Genomic DNA, 23,610 nt, shown 5'->3' on the forward strand with positions numbered 1-23,610 from the left:
CGGCGATCTCGACTGTGAGCCAGGTAACGTCGACCGACTGTAACCCCAAGTTGCATTGTGACGCAAGCCACTGTGCCGAGGTGTGACCTCAGGTGCCGATGAGGCGAAGTGCCACGGGAAGCGCGCCCAGGGCCACCGCTGCCGCGAGCACCGCGACGTCGAGCCGCGTCCACACCGCGGGTTCGGCCCAGGTCCGTCGACCCGCGGACGCGAAACCTCGGGCGTCCATCGCGATCGACGTGCCGGTCGCCTCGCGCATGGTGTGCACGAGCAGGGTGAACGCCATGGCGCCCGGCCGGCGCGGCAGGCCGCGCGATCGCCGCACCCGCTCGAGCTCGTGCCAGGTCTGCCAGACCCCGGTGACCCGCTGCAGCGCCGCCGAGAGCGCGGCCGCGAACCGGCCCGGCACCCTCAGCGTCTGGGCGAGATAGTCGCCCAGGCGCGCGACATCGACGTAGCCGACCGCCACCGCCCCGGGCCACGTCATCACGAAGGTGCGCAGGCCCGCGACCACCGCGACCTCGAGGTCACGTCCGCCCAGGAGCCAGGTGGACCACATGATGCTGGCGATGGGCAGCGCGACGAGCGCCAGGCACAGCGCCGGGTAGCGCCACGACGGCACGAGCAGCGTCAACGTCACGACATACACCGCGACGCACACCAGGGCGACGGGCATCGTCCGGATCGCCGGGGACCCCAGCGCCGCCGTGAGCGCGATCGCCACCAGCACGACCGGGTTGAAGCGCGTGATCAGCCCGGTCATCCGACGACCGCCCCGCCCTTGAGGACGATGTCGCGATCGCGCGGCAGATCGGCGTCGTGGGTCGACACCGCCACCGTCGCGCCGCACCCGGCGGCGGTGTCCAGCCAGCCGGCGACGACGGCCCAGGTGACTCGGTCCTGCCCGACCGTGGGCTCATCCGCGAGCACCAGGCCGGGCCGGTGTGCCACCGCTGCGGCGAGCGCGAGCCGACGCTGCTCGCCTCCGGAGAGCCGGTACGGATGATCGTCCCCGCGACCGGCCAGGCCGATCACCTCGAGCAGCGCGTCCACGTCGACCGGGCGGTCGAGCGCACGAGGCGTGGCCTCCAGCTCCAGGCGCACCGATCGTGCGACGAAGCCGACCTCGGGGTCCTGCGGGCACCAGCCCATCTCGTCCGGCCCGGTCCACTGCCCCGAGACCGGCTTCAGCAGTCCGCCCAGGCCCAGCAGCGCGCTGGACTTGCCGGCGCCGCTGGGCCCGACGAGGGCCGTGGTCGTGCCCGGCGAGAGGGTCAGCGTCATCGCGTCGACCGCGCGCGTGCGCTCCGTGCCGCGCAGCGTGCGGGTGACCTGATCGATCACGAGGTCACGAATCTCGACCGTCGCCTCCGCGACCGGCCGGACCAGCTCCGCCGGGATCGTCGCCGGCACCGGCGCGGGACGCCCGGGCATCCACAGTGCGTCCGGCACGGCCGCGCCCAGGAACTCCGCCACCGTGCCGTCGAGGATGATCCGGCCGGCCTCGAGCACGACCACCCGATCGACGTGGTCGAGCCAGGGCTCGAAGCGGTGCTCGACGACGACCAGGGTCCGGTCGCCGACGACGCGCAGCACCGAGTCCCTCACCTCCGCCGCGAGGTCCGGGTCGAGCATCGACGTCGGCTCGTCCAGCAACAGCACGTCGGGGCGGGTCGCCAGCGCCCCCGCCAGGGCCAGGCGATGACGCTCACCGCCCGAGAGCGCGTGGGTGAACCGATCCAGCTCGTGGTGCAGGCCCACCGACTCGAGGGCCGACCGGACCCGCCGCCAGATCTCGTCGCGCGGCAGCCCCAGGTTCTCGGGCCCGAAGGCGACGTCCCGCCCGATCCGGTCCGCGACGATCGACGAGGACGGGTTCTGGGTGACCATGCCGATGCGGCCCGAGACCTCGACCGAACCGCTGGACTCGCCGACGAGCGTCGCGCCCAGTGCTCCGGCCGCCGCATGCAGCGCGGTGGACTTGCCCGAGCCGCTCGGCCCCACCAGCAGGACCCGCTCGCCCGGTTCGACAACCAGGTCGAGCCGGTCGATCATCGGCCGAGGCGCGTGCAGCGGCGTCCAGGAGTAGTCGCGGAACGCGATCGTCACGGCCGGCCGGCAGGGAACGAGTCGAGCGCTCCCGCCTGTGCCAGCCGGCGGACCAGCAACCAACCGCCGAGCCCTGCGATCACGATGCCGGAGACGGTGAAAAAGCCGAGGTAGGCCAGCCGCCACTGCAGGTCCCAGTCCGGCCAGTAGTAATACCACTCGTAGAAACAGGCGAAGACGGCCGCGAGAGCACCGGCGAGCATGGCGGCCACCACGTCGAACCGCCGGTAGAGGAACAGCGCGAAGATCAGCTCGGCGCCCAGCCCCTGGACGATGCCAGACAGCAGCACGGTGCCGCCCCAGGCGGTGCCGCCCAGCACGAACATCGAGACCATGGCGGCCACCATCTCGGTGGCGAAGGCCGCGCCGGGCCGGCGGACGACGAGCCCGCCCACCACTCCGGCGATCAGCCACATCCCGGCGAGCAGGCCCGCCGCGGGCTTGAAGCCCACCGCCGCCCCCAGGTCGATCACGTCGTAGAACTTGCCCCATCCCCAGAAGACGACCCCGAACGCGACGCCGAGCATGGCGATCGTGACGAGGTCGAGGGTCCGGTATCGGATGGAGGTGGAACGGATGGCAGATGTCATCGTGACTCCCTTCGCCGGTGCTAACCGGAGCAGGTTCAAGGGTCTGCGGCTGTTCCGCACTCTCAGCGCCCTCTGCATGGCGCTCCCCTGTCGTGTGCGGCCAGCCTAACCGTTCCGGGCGCAGACGTCAGCGGGGGCGGATCCGAAGATCCGCCCCCGCCTCGGTCCTACGGACTCAGTCCCGACGTGCCCTGCGGCGCATCAGCACGACACCCGCGCCGGCGAGGACCAACGCCCCGCCGAGGGCGGCCAGACCGGCACTCGGGCCGCCGGTCGAGGCGAGCCAGCCGGAGTCGTCGTACGCGTCGTCGTTGGACCAGTCGTCCTCGCCGCCCGCATCGGCCGCGACGATCTCGATCGGCACGGAGGCGATGGTGCGGTCGTTGTTCACCAGCTCGACCGTGTGCTGGCCGAGCGGTGCGTTCTCGGGAACGCGCACGGACGCATGGCCCGAGACGTCCACGGTCCGCGTGCCCATGGCGATCGGGTCCGAGTGCAGCTCGAACGCGATCTTGCGACCCACCCAGTTCTGCCCGAAGGAGAAGGTGAGCACGTCACCGGGCGAGACGACGTCGGAGCTGATGAGCTCCGGCTCCTGGCTCCCGGTTCCGTCCGTCGGCTCGCTGGTCGGCTCCGAGGTCGGCTCGCTGGTCGGCTCGGACGTCGGCTCGCTGGTCGGCTCCGAGGTCGGCTCCGAGGTCGGCTCGCTGGTCGGCTCGGACGTGGGCTCCGAGGTCGGCTGGCTCGTCGGGTCGGTGACCGGGTCACCGTTGACCGGGATGCTGCCGAGGTCGAGGTCCGCCGGTCCGGTGCAGGTCAGCTCCGAGGAGATGTTCTCGCCCTCCGCGGGGAAGATCGTCGCCTGGACCGTGAAGGCCTGGGGCATGCCCAGCTGGACCGTGCCGGACGCCGAGGCGGGCGTGGTGATCGCCGGGACCGTGCCGGACGCGGGAATCAGCCACGGCGCACCGGCCGTCTGCGGGATGGCGGTGCGCGGCGCTGCCAGTCGCGGGATCACCACGGTCGACGTCTGGCCGCCCGTGGTGAGCGTGATGGACGAGTCCGTCGAGGCGCCCTCGGCCGCGACGCCACCGAGCAGGTCCACCGTGGACCCGCGCAGCTGCTCGGGCATCGTCAGCGTGATGCCGACCGGGCGCGAGGAGATGACCTCGCCCGGACGCACCGACCCCGGCACGGTCGTCTCGGCCAGGACACCCAACTGGTGGTTGCCGAGGTTGAGGCCGCCGGCCGTCACCTTGCACTCGTAGTTGAAGCTCTTGGACAGGTCCACCGGATCGGCGGGCGGCGGGTCAGTCGGCTCCGTGGTCGGCTCGGTGGTCGGCTCCGTCGTCGGCTCCGTTGTCGGCTCGGTGGTCGGCTCGGTCGTCGGCTCCGTGGTCGGCTCGGTGGTCGGCTCGGTCGTCGGCTCCGTGGTCGGCTCGGTCGTCGGCTCCGTGGTCGGCTCCGTGGTCGGCTCGGTCGTCGGCTCCGTGGTCGGCTCCGTCGTCGGCTCCGTCGTCGGCTCCGTCGTCGGCTCCGTCGTCGGCTCCGTGGTCGGCTCCGTGGTCGGCTCCGTCGTGGGCTCCGTCGTCGGCTCCGTGGTCGGCTCCGTCGTCGGCTCCGTCGTGGGCTCCGTCGTCGGCTCCGTCGTCGGCTCCGTCGTCGGCTCCGTCGTCGGCTCCGTCGTCGGCTCCGTCGTCGGCTCCTCAACCGGCGTGACGCCGATCGAACCCAGCGTCAGGTCCTGGTTGGCGACCGCGGTGCAGGCGAGGGTCGCGGGTACCTGGTCATCGGGCGCGGGAGCAGCCGTGTAGATCGTCGCGACGACGTTGAACGCCGCCGGCAGGCCGATGTCGACCTTGTCCACCGCGTAGTCGGGCACGGTGATCTCGGGCACGGTGCCGGCTGCGGGGATCGTCCAGGGCGCATCCACTTCCTGCGGGATGTCGCGCCGCGGCGAGGAGAGGTTGGGGATCGCCACGGAGGTGCTCTGGCCGCCGGTCGTGAGAGTCACGACCGAGTCGGTCGACCCACCGCTGGCCGCGACGCCACCCACGAGGTCCGCCGTCGAAGAACGCAGGATCTCGGGCATCGCGAGGGTGATGGTGACCGGGGTCGGCGCGATCGTGTCACCGGGGCTGACGGTCTCGGGCACCGTCGTCTGGGCGCGCACGCCCACGGGACGGTTGCCGAGGTTGAGGCCACCGGCCTTGACGACACACATGTAGTCGAAGCTCTTGTCGAGCGGGGTGTCGGCGCTGGCGGGACTGAAGACACCCACGCCGACGGCGCCGGCGAGTGCCACGGCGAAGGCGGCGGCAGCGGCGCTGACGCGGCGGGACGGTTGGAGCAATGTCACAGATGAATCCCCTCATCGGCGGCCTGCGCGACAGAGGACGAGGCCGAACTACGGCGTGTGATCCACCTCACCATAAGCGCTGTAACTGGCAGTGACAACCGTTGTCCGGACCCGTCTCGCCCTGCCGTTGTCCATGGATCGACCACAATGGGGCCCATGCCCTCCGTGCGCACCCCTGACCCGAACCCCGGCTGGCTCTCGGAATTCCAGCTGGAGGAGACCCGCTCCCGCGTCCCGATCCTGTACGTCGAGGCCGTTCCCGTCCGCCTCGACAGCCTCGGCCAGGTCGAGCAGGTCGGCATCCTGCTGCGTGGCTCGGCCACCACGGGGACGCTGGCCCGGTCGTTCGTGTCGGGCCGGGTGCTCCACGGCGAGCCCATCCGCTCGGCGCTCATGCGCAACCTCGAGAAGGACCTCGGCCCCACGGCGTTCCCCCAGCTGCCGGCGAACATCGTCCCGTTCACCGTGGCCGAGTACTTCCCGCTGCCCGGGATCACCCCGTTGCACGACGCCCGTCAGCACGCGGTCGCGCTGGCCTACGTCGTCGCCGTCACCGGCGAGTGCGATCCTCGCCAGGATGCTCTCGAGCTGAGCTGGCTGACGCCGCAGGAGGCGCTGTCCCCCGCGATCCTCGACGAGCTCGAGGGTGGTCGCGGAATCCTGCTGCAGCAGGCGATGGCGCACCTCGGCGCCTTGGCGTGACCCGACGGGCACCCGCGCGCCAGCCCAGTCCCTGGCTGATGCTCGTGGCCGCGATGGCCGCTCAGGTGACGGCCACCGCGATCGTCTCCGCGCCCCTGCTGCTGATCCCGTACCTCCACCTCGACCAAGGCTTGTCGCTCGTCGCGAGCGGCGGACTCGCCGCCGCGCCGACCGTCGGCACGCTCCTGACCCTCGTGGCCTGGGGAGCGGTCGTCGATCGCGTGGGCGAGCGCATCTCCCTGACCGCCGGCCTCGTGATCCTCGTGGCCGGCAGCGCTCTCGCCCTGGCCGGCGCCCGCTCCGACGACACCGTGGTGCTCGCTGCCGGGTTCGCGCTGTGCGGCGTGGGAGCGAGCAGCTCCAACTCCGCCAGCGGACGTCTCGTCGTCGGCTGGTTCCCGGCGCACCGGCGAGGGCTGGCCATGGGCATCCGCCAGACCGGCCTGCCCCTGGGAGTCGGGCTGGCCGCCCTCGTCGTCCCGGCCTGGGTGGACGAGCGCGGCGTGGCCTCGGTCGTGGGCCTGTGTGTGGGCCTGGCCGTCCTCACCACCGTCTTCGTCGGGCTGACGGTCGTCGACCCGCCCCGTCCCGCGAGCTCCGGCGCGGACGCGGCGGCGAACCCGTACCGCGGCGACGTGCGACTGGTGCGCATCCACAGTGCCTCGGCCCTGCTGGTGATTCCCCAGTACGTCGTCTGGAGCTTCATGCTGCTGTGGCTGATCGACCGGCACGGCTGGAGCGCCGCCGCCGCGGGAGCGCTCTACGCCGGTTCGCAGCTGCTGGGCGCGGCCGGGCGCATCGGCGCCGGCTGGTGGTCCGACCGGGTCGGCGACCGTCTCGGGCCGATGCGCCGGGTCGCGGCGGCCGCGACCGTCTCGATGGTCGCTCTCGCGCTCTTCGACGCCACTCCCCTGGCCATCGCCGTCATGGTCCTCGCGGCCGTCGTCACCGTCGCGCCCAACGGCCTCGCGTTCACCGCCGTCGCCGAGATCGCCGGCCCCCGCTGGTCCGGACGCGCCTTCGGGATCCAGAACACCGGCCAGTACCTCACCGCCGCCGCCGTCCCTCCGGTCGTGGGCGCGGTCATCCAGCACGCGGGGTACGGCTGGGCGTTCGCCGGCACCGCGGTCTTCCCGCTCGTGGCGGTCGCGCTCGTACCGGTTGCTACTCGCAGGTAACATCTGGGCAGGGCTTTGGCAGGCCTAACTCAGCAACGCTGATCGCGGCACATTAGGGTCAGCACAAACTGCTTGAACCGCGAGAGGAATCGGCATGGAACCGATCAACATCATCGCCGGCGTGATCACTGTGGTCTCGACGGCGTTGGCGGTGTACTACCTGGCACCCGGCATCAAGCGGATGCTCGGAGTCATCCGCGCCGGCACGCCTGCGTACGGACGCACCGACAACCCGAAGAGCCGCACGAAGAACATGCTGATCGAGACTCTCGGTCACACCCGCATGCTCCAGTGGCACTGGGTGGGCATCCTGCACTGGGCGGTCTTCTTCAGCTTCCTGATCCTCAGCACCGCGGTCGCCACCGCGTACCTGCAGGTGTGGAACCCGCACCTGGTGCTGCCGCTGATCGGCCACTTCTTCCTCTTCGAGTGGGTCAGCGAGGCCATCGCCTGGCTCGGCCTGATCGGCATCGCGGCCCTCATCGTGATCCGCCAGCGCAACCACCCGCGCAACCTCGGCCGCAAGAGCCGCTTCTTCGGCTCGCGCTTCGGCCAGGCGTACTTCGTCGAGGCCATGGTCGCGCTCGAGTGCGGCGCCGGCATCCTCATCCGCGGCGCCGAGTACCAGCTGATGAAGATCGAGGGCGACAGCCATGCCAGCGCCTTCCACTTCCCCCTGACGGGCTGGATCGGCGAGACCCTGTGGTCGGGCATGTCCGTCACCGGTCTCGAGGCCGCCATCTCGATCATCGCCGTGGTCAAGGTCGTCTCGGCCACCGTCTGGCTGATGGTCATCGGCAAGAACCTCACGATGGGCGTCGCCTGGCACCGCTTCCTGGCCTGGTTCAACATCTACTTCAAGCGCGAGGCCGACGGCTCCACCGCGCTGGGCGCCCTCGTCCCCCTCTACGTCGGCGGCAAGCCGCTCGACCTCGAGACCATGGAGGACATGGAGGAGGAGGAGTTCGAGAAGCTCGGCGTCGGCAAGGTCGAGGACTTCTCCTGGAAGAGCATCCTGGACTTCTCCACCTGCACCGAGTGCGGTCGCTGCCAGAGCCAGTGCCCCGCGTGGAACACCGAGAAGCCGCTGTCGCCCAAGCTGCTGATGATGGGCCTGCGCGAGCACGCCTACGCCAAGGTCCCCCTGCTGGGCGCCGATCCCGAGACGCTCACCGAGGAGCAGCAGCGCGAGCTCGAGCGTCCGCTCATCGGCAGCGAGGACCTCTTCGGCGTCATCGATCCCGACGTCCTGTGGTCGTGCACCAACTGCGGCGCCTGCGTCCAGCAGTGCCCGGTCGACATCGAGCACGTCGACCACATCGACAACATGCGCCGCTACCAGGTGCTCGTCGAGTCGAACTTCCCCACCGAGCTCAACAACATCTTCAAGGGCCTGGAGCGCAAGGGGAACCCGTGGGGCATGAACCCGCGCGACCGCATGAAGTGGGCCGAGGATCTCGACTTCGAGGTCAAGCAGGTCGGCGTCGACGTCGAGTCCCTCGACGAGGTCGAGTGGCTGTTCTGGGTCGGCTGCGCCGGTGCGTTCGAGGACCGCGCGAAGAAGACCACGCAGGCGGTCGCCGAGCTGCTCGACATCGCGGGCGTCACCTTCGCCGTCCTCGGTGACGGCGAGACCTGCTCGGGCGACTCCGCTCGCCGCGCGGGCAACGAGATCGTCTTCAAGCAGCTCGCGATGGAGAACGTCGCGACCTTCCAGGAGACGAAGGTCAAGAAGGTCGTCTCGACCTGCGCGCACTGCTTCAACACGCTGAAGAACGAGTACAAGGAGCTCGGCATCGAGCTCGAGGTCGTGCACCACACGCAGCTGCTCAACCGCCTCGTGCGCGAGAAGAAGCTCAAGCCGGTCGCGCCCGCCGCTCCCGCCGCCAAGGTCACCTATCACGACCCGTGCTTCCTGGGCCGCCACAACCAGGTCTACTCGCCGCCGCGCGAGCTGATCGGCGCCACCGGTGCGGACTACGTCGAGATGGACCGGAGCAAGGAGACCTCCTTCTGCTGTGGCGCCGGCGGCGCCCGCATGTGGATGGAGGAGAAGATCGGCTCCCGCATCAACATCAACCGCACCGAAGAGGCCATCGGCACGGGCGCGGACAAGATCGCCGTGGGCTGCCCGTTCTGCCGCGTCATGCTGGCCGACGGCCTCACCGCCAAGCAGGCAGACGACGAGTCGCTGGTGAACGTCGAGGTGCTCGACGTCGCGCAGCTGCTGCTGGAGGCCGTCAAGCGTTCCGAGGAGGACGTGGTGGCCGAGGCCGAGGCCCTGATCATCGCGGCCGAGGAGTCGCACGCCGGTGACGAGCCCGAGGACGCCGAGCCCGGCCCGGAGGCGAAGGCCGACGCCGGCACCCTGACCGACACCGAGGAGGTGGGCGCCGCAGCCGACGCCCACGAGTCCGGCGACGCCGACGGCGGCGACGACCTGGACGATCCCGACAGCGCCAGCCGCGAGGCCGACGCCGAGGTGGCCGCGAAGCACAACATCGCGGTCGACGACAAGGGCACCGCGGGCGGCATCTTCGAGTCCGGCGACGCGACGCCCGAGGGCGCTGCCGATGCCGAGGGCACCAAGCCCGTCTCCGTGGCCACCGAGCCCGAGGACGAGCCGGCCCAGTCCGACCCCGAGCCCGAGGCCGTCGACAACGCGGTGTCGCAGCCGGAGTTCGACTCGACGGACGAGCAGGGACCGGCGCAGACCGAGAAGCAGGAAGGTCTGGGTCAGCCCGACGCCGACGCCGTGAAGGCCGAGGCCGAGCCCACCGAGGAGCCGACGCCCGAGGCGGACGCGAAGCCGGCGGCTGAGTCGACGCCCGACCCCGAGCCGAAGACCGAGGCCGCGCCCGCGACCGAGCCCGAGCAGCCGTCGTTGCTCGACTCGATCGAGGACGAGCCCAAGCACCACACGGCCATCGAGGACGAGCCGAAGCCCGAGCCGCACCCGGAGAGCGGCGACGTCACGAACCCCGATGCGGAGGGCGTCGTCTACGACGACCCCCGTCCCGAGATCCCGGCCGAGAAGCACGCCGAGCCCACCTCCGAAGAGGAGGAGCTGGCGGCCATCACCCCGGTCGAGGATGCCCCGGCGCCCGATCCGGTCTCCGAGGATGCCGCGCCGCTGAGCGACGCGAACCCCTCGGGTCAGGACCTGAGCGGATCGGCGACGGACGCGTCGAACGACGAGGACGACGACACGAAGGCCTGACGGTCCTCACCCGGCGCCGCGCCGGCACCCCCCGAGGGTGCCGGCGCGGCGTTCTTTCTGTCCCGGGTCAGGCGTCGCGGCGCTTCACCAGGACCCAGGCGATGGCCAGCACCGCGGCGACCTCCGCCAGGAAGACTCCGTAGCCCACCCACGGCTCGAGCAGGTTCGGGTCGAAGGTCACCGGAGTGGCGATCGAGGCGCCCGCGCTGCCGGGCACGAGCTTCTCGATCCAGTCCCCCACCGTGCCGGGGATCAGCGGCGCCATGCCGGAGACGACGAACACCAGCGCCAGCATCAGGGAGATCACCCCGGCGGTGTGCCGCAGGATGAAACCCACGCCCAGGGACATGAGCCCCAGCCCGGCCAGGTACAGCCCGGATCCGTACATCGAGCGCAGGACATCCCCCTCGAGCGCCAGCCCGATGCCCTCGCGGTCGAGGAACCAGTTCCCGCCGGCGTAGCCGAGCAGCGCCGTGACGGTGCCGACCACGAAGAGCACCGCCGTCACGACGAGCGCCTTGGCCGCCAGCACCCGGCCGCGGAACGGCGTCGCCGCGAACGTCGACCGGATCTGGCCCGATCCGTACTCGGTCGTGATGATCAGAGCGCCCAGCGCCACGGCGCCGACCTGGGCGATCATCATGCCCCAGGTGATGAAGGAGCCGACGGCCTCGTCGGCGTCACCGCTGGCGAGCCACTCCGCGCTGGCCGCGCAGATGATCGTCGTGAGGCCGGCGCCCAGCACCACGATCGCGGCGAGGGTCCACCACGTGGATCGGACGCTGAACATCTTCTGTCGTTCCGCCCGAACGGTGTCGAGCCAGGTGGGTCCCGCCGTGGCGGGAGCGGTCCGGGTGGTCATGCGGGCACGTCCTCTGGGGTCTGGGTGGCGGTCTGGAACTGCACCGAGTCGGCGGTCAGGGTCATGAAGGCGTCCTCGAGCGAGGACCGCTGGGTCGCGAGCTCGTGGACCCGCACGCCCGCGTCGAAGAGGGCGTCGCCGATCGCGGCCGCCGCCATCCCGCGCACGACGAGATCGTCGCCCGTGCGCTCGAGCTCGGCCCGCGGCAGCGCGTGCGCCGCGGCCGCCGGGTCCGGCGTCCTCACCCGGACCGCCGAGGTGGCGTGGTCCTGCATGAACTGCTCCATCGAGCAGTCGGCCAGGATCCGGCCGCGGCCGACCACCACGAGGTGATCGGCCATCAGTGCCATCTCACTCATGAGGTGACTGGAGATGAAGACCGTTCGGCCCTCGTCTGCCAGCCGGCGGGCCAGGGATCGCACCCAGCGGATGCCCTCGGGATCGAGGCCGTTGACCGGCTCGTCCAGGACCACGACGGCCGGGTCACCGATGAGGGCTCCGGCGATCCCGAGTCGCTGGCCCATGCCGAGGCTGAACGTGCCGGCGCGGCGATGGGCGACATCACTCAGTCCGACCAGGTCCAGGACCTCGTCGACGCGCGACGCCGGGAGCCGGTTGCTGGTGGCCAGCTGGCGCAGGTGCTGACGGGCCGACCGCCCGGGGTGCAGGGCGTTCGCCTCGAGGAGGGCGCCGACCTCCCTCAGCGGCGCGGCGAGTTCGGTGTAGGACCGGCCGTTCACCGTGACGGTCCCGGAGGTCGGACGGTCGAGGCCGAGGACCATGCGCATCGTGGTGGACTTCCCGGCGCCATTGGGTCCGAGGAAGCCGGTGACGTGTCCCGGCCGGACCATGAGGTCGATCCCGTCCACGGCGACGGCGTCGTCGTAGTGCTTCGTCAGGGCGTGTGCTTCGATCATGCGTTCAGCGTCAGCCCGCGGGCACTCTCAGCACATCGGGCGACTCCCCCGATCGGCCCGGACCCGACCCCGAGGTCGACCCCGGTCGGGACTCAGGGTCGGGCGCCGCGCTGCTGGACGCAGCGACTGGCGGCGCCGATGCCGCCCTGCAGGGCGGTCCGCGGATCGCGCTGTGACACCCAGAACGCGAGGAAGCCTGCCGTGAACGCGTCGCCGGCACCGGTCGTGTCGACCACCTGGATGCGCGGCGAGGCGACCTGCTCGCGGACGTCACCGGCGACGTAGGCCGCGCCCATGGAGCCCAGCGTGACGACCACGTGCGGGTACATCCGGGTGAGGGCGTCGAAGTCCACGAACGGACCGGTCGCGCCGATCAGGAGGCGGGCCTCGTCGAGGTTCGGCAGCACGAGGTCGGCCCCGCTGGTCCACTCGACGAACGCCTCGGGCGTGACCTCGCGCAGGAACGCCGTCGTGCTGGGATCGACGCTGACGCCGGCTCCCCGCTGCTTCGCGCGAGCGATCAGCTCGATGGCAGCGTCGCGGGTCTGCGGATCGAAGAACGTGTAGCCGGTGAGGTGCAGCCAGTCGACGTCCGCCACGAGGTCGTCGGGGATCTCGTCGACCGTGAGGGTGCCATTGGCAGCGCGGTCGACGTACATCGTGCGGTCGGCCTCGTCGTCGAGGGTCAGCACGATGGTGGCCGTCGGCAGCAGCGGGTCGGCGACCAGGCGCGGGTCGACCTGGTGCTCTCGCAGCGCTCCCCCATGTCGCTCGATGCCGTCGTTGCCGACCTTGCCGAAGAAGCGGGTGTCCGTGCCGAGGAAGCCCAGCCACGCGGCGGTGTTCGCCGCCGACCCTCCGGGAGTCATCCGGATCTGGGAGCGGGTGTCGCTGCGCGGCGCCACGGGTTCGAGGGGCAGGACGCCGATGTCGTCCACGACGTCGCCCACCACGAGGATCACGACTGCTCCACCGCCGCCTTTGCGATGCGTGCCGCGACCGCGATGTTGTTGCGCGCGATGTCGAGGTTGACCGCGAGGCTGTCGCCGCCGGTCAGCTCGACGATCCGCTTCAGCAGGAAGGGCGTGACCTCCTTGCCCGACAGCCCCTGCGCGTCGGCCTCGGCCAAGGCCCGCTCGAGGGCCTCGTCGTGGACGACGGGGTCGAGCTGCTTCTCCTCGGGCAGGGGGTTGGCGACGACGATGCCCGACGTCAGTCCCATCTTGTCGCGGCTGCGCATGACGGCGGCGACGGCGAACGCGTCCTCTGCCCGCCAGTCGAGCTCGTGGCCCGACGACGTGAGCCAGAAACTCGGAAAGTCCTTCGTGCCGAACCCGAGCACGATGACGCCCAGGGTCTCGAGGCGTTCGAGCGTGGCGGGGATGTCGAGGATCGACTTCACGCCCGCCGAGACCACCGTGATCGGCACCTGCCCCAGGACCGTCAGGTCGGCGGACTCGTCGAAGGTCTCCGAGGCGCCGCGGTGCACGCCGCCGAGGCCGCCGGTGGCGAAGACGCGGATGCCCGCACGGTCGGCGATCCACGAGGTCGCCGCGACGGTCGTGGCGCCGCTGCCCGCCATGGCCAGCACGACGGGCAGGTCGCGCACCGTGAGCTTGGGGATGTCCTCGTTGGCGATGCGGGCGAGCTCGTCGGCGGTCAGGCCGGCTTTCAGCTCACCGTCGAGCACCGCGATCGTGGCCGGCGTGACGCCCTGGCTCCGCAGAATCTCCTCGAACTCCTGCGCCGCGGCGATGTTGTCCGGACGCGGCAGACCGTGGCTGATGATCGTGGACTCGAGGGCGACGACGGCGCGCCCCTCGGACAGCGCGGCGGCGACTTCGGGGGACGGCTGAACCTTCACCCCGCGACTCTAGCCGCCGAGAACGTCGAGATCGGGGAGTCCGCGAGTCGTGTGCTGACCTCAGCGCTCCCCGATCAGGAGCCGACGGGACAGGCGGGTCCACACGGCACCGCGGTCCCCCTCCACCCGGCGGAGGCGAAGAGCGCCGACAGTACGGCTGCCGTCCGGCAGGGACGGTCGAAGACCTGCCCCCACCCCAGGCGAATCGTCTGGCGGTCGGCCAGCGCAGCGTCGAGATCGCGGTCCAGGTCCCGGTCGCGACCGCGGGGCGAGTCGTGGTGCAGACGGCCGTCGAGCTCGATCACGACTCGACCCACGACCTCCAGGTCGCGATAGAGGATCTGGCCACCGGAGGCGTGCCGGGCCTGGCGCTCACCCGTCGGCAGTCCGTGCGGCCGCTCCACGCGGACGAGGTACCCGTGCTCCAGCACCGAGTGGGTGCCCAGCTCGATGTCCGCGAGCAACCGCTCGATCCGGCGTCGGTCCGCCACCCGCGAGCGAGCGTCGAGACGTCCACGCAACCGGGCGGCCGTCGTGCGGCGTTCGCCCACCGCTGCGGCCAGGACGGCCACCTGGTCGACCAGACGAGTCGCGCCGCAGGCCACGTCCAGCACGGCCTCGTCGTAGGCCAGTCGGGGCGGCGAGAGGTGCCAGTGCACTCGCGGCTCGAAGTCCCGCATCCTGATGACGGTGATCCCCGCCGGCGGCGCCGTCAGCCGCCGGGAGTGGTCGACCGCCACGTGGATCGGGCCGTTCTCGCGCTCCGCGGAACCGTGCGCCGCCTCGAGCGCGGACTCGGCGCACAGGGCCGCCGGCCACGCCCACAGGACGGCGGCCCACGCGCGTTGCCGCCAGGTCAGCGGGCCGGTGTGATCGACGTAGACGCCGGGTGCGACCGCACGGAGCTCACGGCGCCGCAGGAGTCGGCGGACGTCGTTCGGCGTCCGCCCGTCGGCCAGCAGTTGCGACCTCGAGATCACGCCGTCCTGGTGTGGTGGGAGCATCCGGCCACGATGACGTCAGCCGAGGACGGCCGGCCGGTTCTCCACACCCGGGATCGTCAGATGCCCAGGATCGTCCGGACGGTGGTGATCACGCCGTCCTCGTAGTTCGGCGGGGCGGTGTAGTTGGCCACGTCGATGATGTCGGGATGGGCGTTGCCCATGGCGAACGACCAGTCCGCGGCCTGGAGCATCTCGTAGTCGTTGAGGTAGTCGCCGAAGGCCATCGTCTGGGTGGCGTCGATACTCATCGCCTTCTGCAGCTCACGGACGGCGAGGCCCTTGTCGACGCCCTCGGCCATCACGTCGACCCAGTGGGCGCCCGAGACGGCGACGGGGTTGGGCTCGCAGATCTCGCGCAGGAAGGGCGCCGTGACGGCCTCGAGGTCGCCGAAGTCGTGGACCGCGAGCTTGATGATCGTGTCGTCGATCGAGGTGAGGTCGTCGGTCACCTCGAGGCGCCGGTAGTACGGCTCGACCTGGTCGAGGAAGCGGCGGTCGGTGCGGGTGATCCACGCGGACCGGACGCCACACACGACGATGCCGAGGTCGACGCCGTCGTCGGTCAGCGCCTGGGTGCGCTCGACGATCCCGGAGATCCACGCGCCGTCGAACGGGTGGACGGCGACCTCGCGGCCGCGGTCGGTGACATAGGCGCCGTTCTCGGCGATGATCACCAGGCCGTCGGAGACCGGCTCGAACATCGAGGCCAGGGTGGCCCACTGGCGACCGCTCGCGGGGGCGAAGGCCACGCCCGCCGCCTGCAGGTCGCGGATGAGGTCGATCGTCCCGGCCGGCAGCTGCTTGTGCTCATCGAGCAGGGTGCCGTCGAGGTCGGCCACGACGAGTCGGATGTCGGGCGCGGTCATGCCCTCAGTCGATCACACTCCGGTGGAAGTTCGCGTGGGACCGTGAGGCCGTCGGTCCGCGCTGGCCCTGATAACGGGACCCGTACTTGGCCGAGCCGTAGGGGTTCTCGGTCGGCGAGGTCAGCCGGAAGAAGCACAGCTGACCGATCTTCATGCCGGGGTAGAGCTTGATCGGCAGGGTGGCGACGTTGGCGAGCTCGAGGGTGATGTGGCCCTGGAACCCGGGGTCGATGAAGCCGGCCGTGGAGTGCGTCATGAGGCCGAGGCGGCCGAGTGAGGACTTGCCCTCGAGCCGCGCGGCGACGTCGTCGGGCAGCGTCACGTACTCGTACGTCGAGCCCAGCACGAACTCACCGGGGTGCAGGATGAACGCGTCGTCGCCGTTGACCTCGACCTCGCGCGTCAGGTCGGACTGGTCCTGCGCCGGGTCGATGTGGGGGTACTTGTGGTTGTCGAAGACCCGGAAGAACTTGTCGAGGCGCACGTCGATGCTCGACGGCTGGATCATCGAGGGCTCGTAGGGGTCGAGCGCGACCCGTCCGGCGTCGATCTCGGCGAGGATGTCGCGGTCCGAAAGCAGCACAAGGAGAACCTAACGCACGCGTGGCGCTCCGATCCCGCGGCCAGAGCCGAAACTGGTCGTCACACCACGCACATGACCCCCACGTGTGCCATGGTGCGAGAAAGCAACCGTGAGGAGCAGCACGTGTACAAGAACATCCTGGTCGGCGTGGACGGCAGCGACAGCGCCCAGCGCGCCGCCGAGGTCGCCGCCGGACTGGCCTCGGCCACCGGCGCCACCCTGCACATCGTGACCGCGGTCGACGAGAAGGCCGGCGCGCCCTCCGACCTCCCCGAGGGCATGCACCCGCTCAGCCCCGGCGAGCGCGCGGAGGCCATCGCCCGTCAGGTCGCCGAGAGCCTGTCCTACGAGGGAACGGTGCAGGCGAGCCCCGCACCCGGCAAGCCCGCCGACGCCCTGGTGCAGGTCGCCAAGGAGATCGACGCCGACCTCATCGTCGTGGGCAACCGCCGCGTGCAGGGAATCAGCCGCCTGCTGGGCAGCGTCGCCACCGACGTCGCCCATCACGCGCCCTGCGACGTCTACATCGTCAAGACGGTCTGAGCGGAGCCTTCTGACCGAGCCGTCCCCGCGGACTCGGGCGAGCGCACCTTCCTGACCTGGGTCCGACGGCGCTCGCGCTGCTGGCGGCGTGAGTCGCGCTCGACGTGGTCGACCTGTCGATCTCCCAGAGGTCGCAGGACGCCATCGCGATGACCCTGCTGATTTTGGCCGTCGTCACCGCCGTGGTCGCGCGGATCCGCTGGGGACTGGTCGAGCGTTCGATGCGCCGGCGCGACCCGATGCCGCCGATCGGCTTCGGGGCCAGCACGAGCAGCGCCCGGATCAGGTCCACGACTCCGCGTGACCAACAATCTGCGCAGGGTTCCCCGCCACAATCGCGCCTGCCGGCACATCCGACGTCACCACGGAGCCCGCACCGACCACGGCTCCATCCCCGATCTTCACGCCCTTCAGGATCATCGACCGCGCACCGATCAGCACGTGCTCACCGATCACGATCGGCGCCGACCGGGCACGCGACACCCCATCCCCGTGCGTAATGTCATGGAAGTCCGTGTCGCTGATCTGCACATCCCACGAGATCCCCGTACCCTCACCAACCGACAGGCCCGACTCCACGTTCACGACGTTACGGATGCCGATCTTCGACGTCGGAGCCAACGACAACACAGCACCCGGACCAACCCACACTTGGGCGTCCTGACAGATCGTGGACTCGGGAGCCAGGTCGTATTCGCCGGGGCCCGTCAGTTTGACGCCCCTCTGCACGTACGCGCCCCGAAGTCCTCGTCGTCGAGCTCGCACCCTGCCCATCAGGCGGCGGACGAGTCGCTTGGGGTGACGTAAACGCTGCAACATGAAATGACTGTAGACATCGAATGCTGGCGCCGTCGCCAGAAACAGAACAACGTCCCCCGCCGCCACTGACGACGCGAGCCTTCGCACGTGCCAGTGGTGTACCGAACGCGATTGAAACGCGTCTCCCTGGAATCCTTGGAGCCGGTGACGGGAATCGAACCCGCGTATCTTGCTTGGGAAGCAAGCGCTCTGCCATTGAGCTACACCGGCGGTGCTGCGTTGATCGTACAAGCACCGGCGACCGGGGTCAGAACTGGCGCAGGAAGTCGCGGATCTGGCCCACCAGTTCGGCGGGCTTCTCCTCGGGGATCCAGTGGCCGCTGCCGGAGATCGGGGTCACCGTGACGTTCGGCGGTCCCTCGGCTCGGCGCACCAGGCTGGGCGCGAGGACCGTGTCGGCCGTCCCGGGCAGGAACAGCAGCGGGATCTCCTCGACCCGGCGCGCGTAGCCTTTCCCGACCTTCGGGATCTCCTTGAGCATGAACGTGCGATACAGCTCTCGCCCGGCGCGGGCGCGGGCCGGCTCGCGGAAGCGCGCGAGGTACTCCTCGCGGTCCGAGCGCTGCCAGCGGTAGCCCGGTCCTGCCCCCAGCTTGAAGAGTGTCTTGAGCACGACCTGCCCGCCGGCGCGCTGGAGGAAGGCGCCGCCCGGCCCGCCCACGATCGGCTGGTAGGCGAAGCGCCACATCTCGTGCAGCGGCAGGTCGGCCCACGGTGCGACGATCGCCGCGGCGACGACGCCGCGGGTCAGGCCCTCGTGGCGGCTGGCGACCAGCAGCGAGATCCACGCACCCCAGTCGTGCCCGACGACGACCGGGCGATCGAGTCCGAGCTCCTCGATGGCGCGCGCGATCTCGTCGGCCATCACCCGCTTGTCGTAGGCGCCCTCACCCTCCGGCACGTCACTCCAGCCCGAGCCGCGCAGGTCGACGGCGACCACGTGATGCGTCTCGGCCAGCGCCGGCATCACGTGCCGCCAGCAGAACCAGTGCTGGGGCCAGCCGTGCACGAGCAGCACGGACGGGCGGTCGACGGACTGGTGGGCGCGGCCCGCCTCGGCGACGTGCAGACGAACCCCGTCGACATCGATCCATCGGTGTTCCACGCCGGGAACGACCGGCAGAGTCGGTGAGGTCATACCTCGATCGTAAGGTGGATCACATGCCTCTCGTCGAACTCCGCCGCGAAGACACTGTCCGCACGATCACCCTGAACGCTCCCGACCGCCTCAATGCGCTCGACTGGCCGCTGCTGCAGGAGCTGCGTGCCGCCGTCGAATCCGTGGCCGCCGACGACGAGGCCCGCGCGCTCGTGGTGACCGGCGCGGGCAAGGCGTTCTGCTCCGGAGCGAACCTCGAGAGCCTCTTCGGCGACACCAGCCGCCCGGCCGACGTCCTGCGCGAGCACCTGATGAACGTGTACTCCTCGTTCCTGGGCATCCGGAACCTCTCGATCCCCACGATCGCCGCCGTGCAGGGTGCTGCGGTCGGCGCCGGCCTCAACATCGCGCTGGCCTGCGACGTGATCATCGCCGGCCCGCAGGCAGGCTTCGGCCCCACGTTCAGCCGCATCGGCCTGCACCCCGGCGGCGGCTGCACCTGGATGCTGACCCAGCGGATCGGCTCGGCCAACACGGCAGCGGCGTTGTTCAACGGCGACATCATCGACGCCGAGACCGGGCTGCGCCTGGGCATCGCCCAGGAGATCGACAAGGACCCGAAGGCCCGTGCGGCGGTCCTCGCCCAGAGCTGGGCCAAGCGCAACCCCAAGCTGATGGCCGACATCAAGAAGTCCGTCGGCGTCGCGGCACGGTCCGACCTGCACGAGTCGTTGAACTTCGAGTCGTGGGCGCAGGCCGAGTCGCTCAGCAGCGAGGAGTTCGCGGCCTTCGCCGCGAAGTTCGCCTCGCGCTGAACCCTCGGGCCGGGCCGCTCCGGCCCGATCCGCACGAGACGGTCTCGAGGGACCCGGCCGACCCGGGCGCCTGACGCGCCGCCCGGCGCTGCGGGCCTGGAGACGGTAGACACGTCCCGTGGGCCTGGAGACCGTGGTGCTCGTCGGCGTGTGCGCCGTCGCCACCTCGGCGCTCACCGCGGTGCTCGGCTTCGGCGGCGGGATCGTGCTACTCGCGGTGCTGGTCGCCTTCGTCGATCCCCTCGTGGCCATCCCGTTGCACGCGGCCATCCAGGTGGTCTCCAACGGCACGCGCACCATCGTCCGGCACCGGGACGTCGACTGGTCCATCGTGTGGAAGACGTCGCTGCTGCTCCTGCCGGCCGGGGCGCTGACGCTTCCCCTCGCGCGCCAGGCGCCCGAGGCGGCACTGCAGGCGCTGATCGCCGTGGCCGTCCTCGCCGCGACCTGGCTGCCCGTGTGGCTCTCGCGGCCCTTCCATCCGCCCGGCACCGCCGGCTGGATCGGTCTGGGTGGCGTCATCGGCGCGCTGAACCCCGTGGTCGGCGCGACCGGCCCGCTGGCCGCCCCCTTCTTCCGCGCCGGCACCAGCGACCGGCTGGGTTTCGTCGGCACCTTCGCCGCCACCCAGGTGTCCGGGCACCTCGCCAAGCTGGTGCTGTTCGGCGTGGTCGGACTGTTGCCCGCCTCCCAGGCGCCCGCGGCCGCCGCCGGCATCGCCGGTGTCATCGCCGGCACCTGGCTGGGCAGTCGCGTCCTCGACCGGATGCCCGAGCGGCGGTTCGACCGGCTCTACCTCCTGGCCATCACCGTCGTCGCCCTCTGGCTACTGGTCGACGCCGCCCGGTGACTCAGACCGCTCCGTGCCGATCGGCCACGGCACGGGCCTCCTCGCGCAGCGCCTGGACCACGAACCGCACGCTGGGGCGCTCGAAGCGGTCGGGTCGCAGCACCGCGGTGATGTCGCGCTTGGCGCGGATGCCGACCAGCGGACGCGTGACGAGCCCGTTGTCACGGGTCCGGGTCGTGAAGCGCGGCAGGATCGCGATCCCGTGACCGGCCGCCACGACGGCCTCCACCACGCCGTTGTCGTCGAACCGCTGGGCGATGCGCACGGACTCGCCCGTCACCGTCACCAGGTGCTGGAGCACGCGGTCGTACGGGAAGTCGCGCGGAGCGCCGATCCACGTCTCACCGACGACGTCCTTGGGCGAGAGGCTCGGCCGGTCCGCGAGCCGGTGGTCCTCGGGCAGGGCCACGTCGAGCGGCTCGCGCATCAGCGGGACCAGCTGCAGACCGCGGTCGTGCCACTCCTCGGTGGCCGACGGCGAGTCCGCGACCACGATGTCGAAGTGAGCGACCATGTCGAGGACCTCGAACCGCTGGGTCGGGTCGCGGTCCGAGCAGATCAGGTTGACCGCCGGCTCGGCGACCACCCGGCTCAGCAGTCCCGGCAGGAGCATCTCGCCGCCGGTCGGGAACACCGTCAAGGTGACGTCGCCGGCGGGGCCGCCGAGGTACTCGCGCCACTTGGCCTCGGCCCGCTCCAGCGCAACGGCCACCTCGGTCGCCGTCTCGGCCAGCGCCCGGCCCGCGGCGGTCAGCCGCACACCCCGGCCCGCGGGCTCCAGCAGTGGCACTCCGGCCTCCGCTTCGAGGATCTTCAGCTGCTGTGACACGGCCGACGGTGTGACGTCCATCTCATCGGCGACCGCCCCGACGGTGCCCCGCTCGGCCAGTTCCCGCAGCATCGCAAGGCGTCGCGCATCCATGTAGACAAACTACATCTTCGGTGAAGTTCTGTTGGATTGTCCTTGACAGTTGAACGTCGCAGAATGGAGGGAGAACGAAAGGAGCATCCATGACCTTCCTCGCCCTCGCCGCTGTCGTCGCCCTGACCGCCGGCACCATCCACACGGCGTACCTCGTCGCCACCGACGGCCTCACCCGCGTCCCCACGCGCCGCGCCTGACGACACACCTCCCAGAACCGACCCGATCTCCTCGCGGAGACGGGTCGTTTTTCTTTTCCGGGATCGCCTTTCGCACTGGTACGACGCTGGAGTACCATCTAGTTACTGGCCAGTAGCACCCGCCAGTAACACTGGCAGCTTCATCTTCCCGGAGGTCCACGGCCCATGAGCCACTACAAGAGCAATCTGCGCGACGTCGAGTTCAACCTCTTCGAGTTGTTCGACCGCCAGTCCGTCCTCGGCACCGGCCCCTTCGATGAGGTCGACGTCGACACGGCGAAGAGCATCCTCGCCGAGGTCGAGCGCCTGTCGCGCGAGGACCTCGCCGCGTCGTTCGTCGACGCCGACCGCAACCCGCCGGTCTTCGACCCGGCCACCCACACGCTCAAGCAGAACCCCGAGTTCGCCAAGAGCTACCAGGCCTGGATGGACGCCGAGTGGTGGCGCCTGCAGTTGCCGACCGAGCTCGGTGGCCAGCCCGCCCCCTCCTCCCTCGTGTGGGCCATGGGCGAGTTCGTCCTCGGCGCCAACCCCGCCATCTGGATGTACGGCGCCGGCCCGGCCTTCAGCCGCGTCGTGTGGGAGAACGGCAACGAGCGCGACCAGAAGATCGCGCAGACGATGATCGACCGCAAGTGGCTCACCACGATGGTCCTCACCGAGCCCGATGCCGGCTCCGACGTCGGCGCCGGCCGCACCAAGGCCTTCCCGAACGAGGACGGCACGTGGCGCATCGAGGGCGTCAAGCGCTTCATCACCTCCGCCGTGAGCGATCTGGGTGAGAACACGATGCACATGGTGCTGGCGCGTCCCGTCGGCGTCGAGGGCGCCGGCGGCCCGGGCACCAAGGGCCTGTCGCTGTTCCTGGTCCCCGAGCACCACTTCGACCTCGAGACCGGCGAGCTGACCGGCGAGCGCAACGGCGTCTACGTCACCAACGTCGAGAAGAAGATGGGCATCAAGGTCTCGGCCACGTGCGAGGTCACCTTCGGTGATCCCCAGCTCGGCGGCCCGGCCACCGGCTGGCTGCTCGGCGAGGTGCACGACGGCATCAACCAGATGTTCCGCGTCATCGAGAACGCCCGCATGATGGTCGGCTCCAAGGCCATCGCGACGCTGTCGACCGGCTACCTCAACGCGCTCGAGTACGCCAAGGAGCGCGTCCAGGGCGCCGACATGCTGAACCCGGCCAAGGACGCCCCCCGCGTCACGATCACGCACCACCCCGACGTGCGTCGCTCGCTGCTCACGCAGAAGGCGTTCGCCGAGGGCCTGCGCTCGCTGATGATCTACACCGCGTCCTTCCAGGACGAGGTCATGGTCAAGAAGGAGTCGGGCGAGGACGCGAGCCTCGAGCACTCAGTCAACGACCTGCTGCTGCCGATCGTCAAGGGCTACGGCTCCGAGCGCTCCTGGGTCCTGCTGGGCACCGAGTCGCTGCAGACCTTCGGTGGCTCGGGCTTCCTGCAGGAGTACCCGCTCGAGCAGTACGTCCGCGACGCCAAGATCGACACCCTCTACGAGGGCACCACGGCGATCCAGGGCCAGGACCTGTTCTTCCGCAAGATCGTGAAGGACCAGGGCCGCGCGCTGGGCTACCTGTCCGACCAGATCAAGTCGTTCATCGACAGCGAGTCGGGCAACGGCCGCCTCAAGGTCGAGCGCGACCTGCTGGCCAAGGGCCTCGAGGACACCACCGCCGTCATCACGGCGATGTTCAACGACCTCATGGCCTCGAACCCGGCCGACGAGAACGGCGACGCCCGCAACGTCTACAAGGTCGCGCTGAACACGACGCGCCTCGTCTACGTCCTGGGTGACCTGGTCGTGTCCTGGCTGCTGCTGCGCGGCGCCGAGGTCGCCCAGAACAAGCTCGACGCCGGCGCCACCGGTGCGGACAAGTCGTTCTACGAGGGCAAGGTCGCCGCGGCGTCCTTCTTCGCCAAGACCGTCCTGCCCCGCCTGGCCGCCGAGCGCGCGATGGCCGAGGCCGTCGACCTCGACGTCATGGAGCTGGACGAAGCGGCCTTCTGAGCCACTGACTCACTCGAGCGGCGCGCACCCGATGGGTGCGCGCCGCTCGTGCGTTGGGGGGACGTTCCTCACCC

Annotated in this window: 21 protein-coding genes, 1 tRNA gene and 1 riboswitch; of the genes, 7 read left to right on the forward strand and 15 right to left on the reverse strand. The window is 70.6% G+C overall.

The window, feature by feature from the left end:
- Nucleotides 1-88 precede the first annotated feature (88 nt).
- The 4 genes from NP095_RS14070 to NP095_RS14085 all read right to left on the reverse strand — a co-directional run bounded on the left by NP095_RS14070 (nt 89) and on the right by NP095_RS14085 (nt 5,058).
- Nucleotides 89-763 carry an energy-coupling factor transporter transmembrane component T family protein gene (locus tag NP095_RS14070; protein WP_232419574.1) on the reverse strand — a complete coding sequence of 225 codons (675 nt, stop codon included), beginning with the start codon at nt 761-763 and terminating at the stop codon, nt 89-91.
- Nucleotides 760-2,109: an ABC transporter ATP-binding protein gene (locus tag NP095_RS14075; protein WP_232419573.1), complete on the reverse strand. Its 1,350-nt coding sequence runs from the start codon at nt 2,107-2,109 to the stop codon at nt 760-762. The genes NP095_RS14070 and NP095_RS14075 overlap by 4 nt, the downstream gene beginning before the upstream one ends.
- On the reverse strand, nt 2,106-2,699 hold the full coding sequence (locus tag NP095_RS14080; protein WP_232419572.1) for an ECF transporter S component: 594 nt from the start codon (nt 2,697-2,699) through the stop codon (nt 2,106-2,108). Before NP095_RS14080 ends, NP095_RS14075 begins: the two co-directional genes overlap by 4 nt.
- Nucleotides 2,689-2,798, reverse strand: a riboswitch (TPP riboswitch). (Overlaps the previous gene by 11 nt.)
- A gap of 76 nt (nt 2,799-2,874) precedes the next feature.
- Entirely contained in the window at nt 2,875-5,058 is a 2,184-nt protein-coding gene (locus NP095_RS14085; protein WP_232419571.1) for a PT domain-containing protein, read from the reverse strand.
- Between the two features lie 156 nt (nt 5,059-5,214).
- On the opposite strand from NP095_RS14085, the gene NP095_RS14090 reads away from it, so the two are divergent.
- The 3 genes from NP095_RS14090 (at nt 5,215) to NP095_RS14100 (ending at nt 10,158) form a co-directional block, all read left to right on the forward strand.
- Nucleotides 5,215-5,760 carry a DUF4916 domain-containing protein gene (locus NP095_RS14090; protein WP_232419570.1) on the forward strand — a complete coding sequence of 182 codons (546 nt, stop codon included), beginning with the start codon at nt 5,215-5,217 and terminating at the stop codon, nt 5,758-5,760.
- Nucleotides 5,757-6,938, forward strand: a complete 1,182-nt coding sequence (locus NP095_RS14095) for an MFS transporter (RefSeq protein ID WP_232419569.1) — start codon at nt 5,757-5,759, stop codon at nt 6,936-6,938. Before NP095_RS14090 ends, NP095_RS14095 begins: the two co-directional genes overlap by 4 nt.
- A 94-nt stretch (nt 6,939-7,032) precedes the next feature.
- Nucleotides 7,033-10,158, forward strand: a complete 3,126-nt coding sequence (locus tag NP095_RS14100) for a heterodisulfide reductase-related iron-sulfur binding cluster (protein ID WP_232419568.1) — start codon at nt 7,033-7,035, stop codon at nt 10,156-10,158.
- 67 nt (nt 10,159-10,225) lie between these two features.
- On the opposite strand, the gene NP095_RS14105 is transcribed toward NP095_RS14100, so the two are convergent.
- The 7 genes from NP095_RS14105 to dcd all read right to left on the reverse strand — a co-directional run bounded on the left by NP095_RS14105 (nt 10,226) and on the right by dcd (nt 16,254).
- Complete coding sequence (locus tag NP095_RS14105; RefSeq protein ID WP_232419567.1) at nt 10,226-11,020, reverse strand: ABC-2 transporter permease; 795 nt, start codon at nt 11,018-11,020, stop codon at nt 10,226-10,228.
- Nucleotides 11,017-11,937, reverse strand: a complete 921-nt coding sequence (locus NP095_RS14110; RefSeq protein WP_232419566.1) for an ABC transporter ATP-binding protein — start codon at nt 11,935-11,937, stop codon at nt 11,017-11,019. Before NP095_RS14110 ends, NP095_RS14105 begins: the two co-directional genes overlap by 4 nt.
- 92 nt (nt 11,938-12,029) lie before the next feature.
- Nucleotides 12,030-12,899: a carbohydrate kinase family protein gene (locus tag NP095_RS14115; RefSeq protein ID WP_232419565.1), complete on the reverse strand. Its 870-nt coding sequence runs from the start codon at nt 12,897-12,899 to the stop codon at nt 12,030-12,032.
- Nucleotides 12,896-13,801 carry a pseudouridine-5'-phosphate glycosidase gene (locus NP095_RS14120; RefSeq protein WP_232419564.1) on the reverse strand — a complete coding sequence of 302 codons (906 nt, stop codon included), beginning with the start codon at nt 13,799-13,801 and terminating at the stop codon, nt 12,896-12,898. Before NP095_RS14120 ends, NP095_RS14115 begins: the two co-directional genes overlap by 4 nt.
- Nucleotides 13,802-13,875: 74 nt before the next feature.
- Nucleotides 13,876-14,805, reverse strand: a complete 930-nt coding sequence (locus NP095_RS14125) for a hypothetical protein (protein WP_232419563.1) — start codon at nt 14,803-14,805, stop codon at nt 13,876-13,878.
- 56 nt (nt 14,806-14,861) lie between these two features.
- Nucleotides 14,862-15,671, reverse strand: coding sequence for an HAD family hydrolase (locus tag NP095_RS14130; RefSeq protein ID WP_232419562.1), 810 nt, complete (start codon nt 15,669-15,671; stop codon nt 14,862-14,864).
- Nucleotides 15,672-15,675: 4 nt separating this feature from the next.
- Entirely contained in the window at nt 15,676-16,254 is a 579-nt protein-coding gene (dcd, locus tag NP095_RS14135) for a dCTP deaminase (protein ID WP_232419561.1), read from the reverse strand.
- Nucleotides 16,255-16,377: 123 nt separating this feature from the next.
- Here dcd and NP095_RS14140 point away from each other — a divergent pair, with 123 nt between their 5' ends.
- Nucleotides 16,378-16,797 (forward strand): universal stress protein, encoded by a 420-nt coding sequence (locus tag NP095_RS14140; RefSeq protein ID WP_232419560.1) that lies wholly within the window; start codon nt 16,378-16,380, stop codon nt 16,795-16,797.
- A gap of 282 nt (nt 16,798-17,079) precedes the next feature.
- Here NP095_RS14140 and NP095_RS15270 read toward each other — a convergent pair whose 3' ends face one another.
- From NP095_RS15270 to NP095_RS14155, 3 genes are all read right to left on the reverse strand, one after another.
- Nucleotides 17,080-17,616, reverse strand: coding sequence for an acyltransferase (locus tag NP095_RS15270; protein WP_304523561.1), 537 nt, complete (start codon nt 17,614-17,616; stop codon nt 17,080-17,082).
- Nucleotides 17,617-17,752: 136 nt separating this feature from the next.
- Nucleotides 17,753-17,826: transfer RNA gene (locus NP095_RS14150), tRNA-Gly, on the reverse strand.
- A 37-nt stretch (nt 17,827-17,863) separates the two neighbouring features.
- Complete coding sequence (locus NP095_RS14155; RefSeq protein WP_232419559.1) at nt 17,864-18,754, reverse strand: alpha/beta fold hydrolase; 891 nt, start codon at nt 18,752-18,754, stop codon at nt 17,864-17,866.
- A 23-nt stretch (nt 18,755-18,777) separates the two neighbouring features.
- On the opposite strand from NP095_RS14155, the gene NP095_RS14160 reads away from it, so the two are divergent.
- On the forward strand, nt 18,778-19,530 hold the full coding sequence (locus NP095_RS14160; RefSeq protein WP_232419558.1) for an enoyl-CoA hydratase: 753 nt from the start codon (nt 18,778-18,780) through the stop codon (nt 19,528-19,530).
- Nucleotides 19,531-19,648: 118 nt separating this feature from the next.
- Nucleotides 19,649-20,380, forward strand: coding sequence for a sulfite exporter TauE/SafE family protein (locus tag NP095_RS14165; protein WP_232419557.1), 732 nt, complete (start codon nt 19,649-19,651; stop codon nt 20,378-20,380).
- A 1-nt stretch (nt 20,381) separates the two neighbouring features.
- Here NP095_RS14165 and NP095_RS14170 read toward each other — a convergent pair whose 3' ends face one another.
- A complete protein-coding gene (locus NP095_RS14170) occupies nt 20,382-21,302 on the reverse strand; it encodes a LysR family transcriptional regulator (RefSeq protein ID WP_232419556.1) in 921 nt (306 codons plus the stop codon).
- A gap of 365 nt (nt 21,303-21,667) precedes the next feature.
- On the opposite strand from NP095_RS14170, the gene NP095_RS14175 reads away from it, so the two are divergent.
- Entirely contained in the window at nt 21,668-23,536 is a 1,869-nt protein-coding gene (locus NP095_RS14175) for an acyl-CoA dehydrogenase (RefSeq protein ID WP_232419555.1), read from the forward strand.
- Nucleotides 23,537-23,610: the final 74 nt, after the last annotated feature.

The organism is Aeromicrobium duanguangcaii (assembly GCF_024508295.1).
Lineage (GTDB): Bacteria > Actinomycetota > Actinomycetes > Propionibacteriales > Nocardioidaceae > Aeromicrobium > Aeromicrobium duanguangcaii.

Coding starts and splice junctions, on each gene's coding strand:
- NP095_RS14090 (WP_232419570.1), top strand. CDS start 5,215: ATGCCCTCCGTGCGCACCCCTGACCCGAACCCCGGCTGGCTCTCGGAA.
- NP095_RS14105 (WP_232419567.1), bottom strand. CDS start 11,020: ATGACCACCCGGACCGCTCCCGCCACGGCGGGACCCACCTGGCTCGAC.
- NP095_RS14100 (WP_232419568.1), top strand. CDS start 7,033: ATGGAACCGATCAACATCATCGCCGGCGTGATCACTGTGGTCTCGACG.
- NP095_RS14070 (WP_232419574.1), bottom strand. CDS start 763: ATGACCGGGCTGATCACGCGCTTCAACCCGGTCGTGCTGGTGGCGATC.
- NP095_RS15270 (WP_304523561.1), bottom strand. CDS start 17,616: ATGTTGCAGCGTTTACGTCACCCCAAGCGACTCGTCCGCCGCCTGATG.
- NP095_RS14170 (WP_232419556.1), bottom strand. CDS start 21,302: ATGGATGCGCGACGCCTTGCGATGCTGCGGGAACTGGCCGAGCGGGGC.
- NP095_RS14130 (WP_232419562.1), bottom strand. CDS start 15,671: ATGACCGCGCCCGACATCCGACTCGTCGTGGCCGACCTCGACGGCACC.
- NP095_RS14175 (WP_232419555.1), top strand. CDS start 21,668: ATGAGCCACTACAAGAGCAATCTGCGCGACGTCGAGTTCAACCTCTTC.
- NP095_RS14110 (WP_232419566.1), bottom strand. CDS start 11,937: ATGATCGAAGCACACGCCCTGACGAAGCACTACGACGACGCCGTCGCC.
- NP095_RS14125 (WP_232419563.1), bottom strand. CDS start 14,805: ATGCTCCCACCACACCAGGACGGCGTGATCTCGAGGTCGCAACTGCTG.
- NP095_RS14160 (WP_232419558.1), top strand. CDS start 18,778: ATGCCTCTCGTCGAACTCCGCCGCGAAGACACTGTCCGCACGATCACC.
- NP095_RS14080 (WP_232419572.1), bottom strand. CDS start 2,699: ATGACATCTGCCATCCGTTCCACCTCCATCCGATACCGGACCCTCGAC.
- NP095_RS14155 (WP_232419559.1), bottom strand. CDS start 18,754: ATGACCTCACCGACTCTGCCGGTCGTTCCCGGCGTGGAACACCGATGG.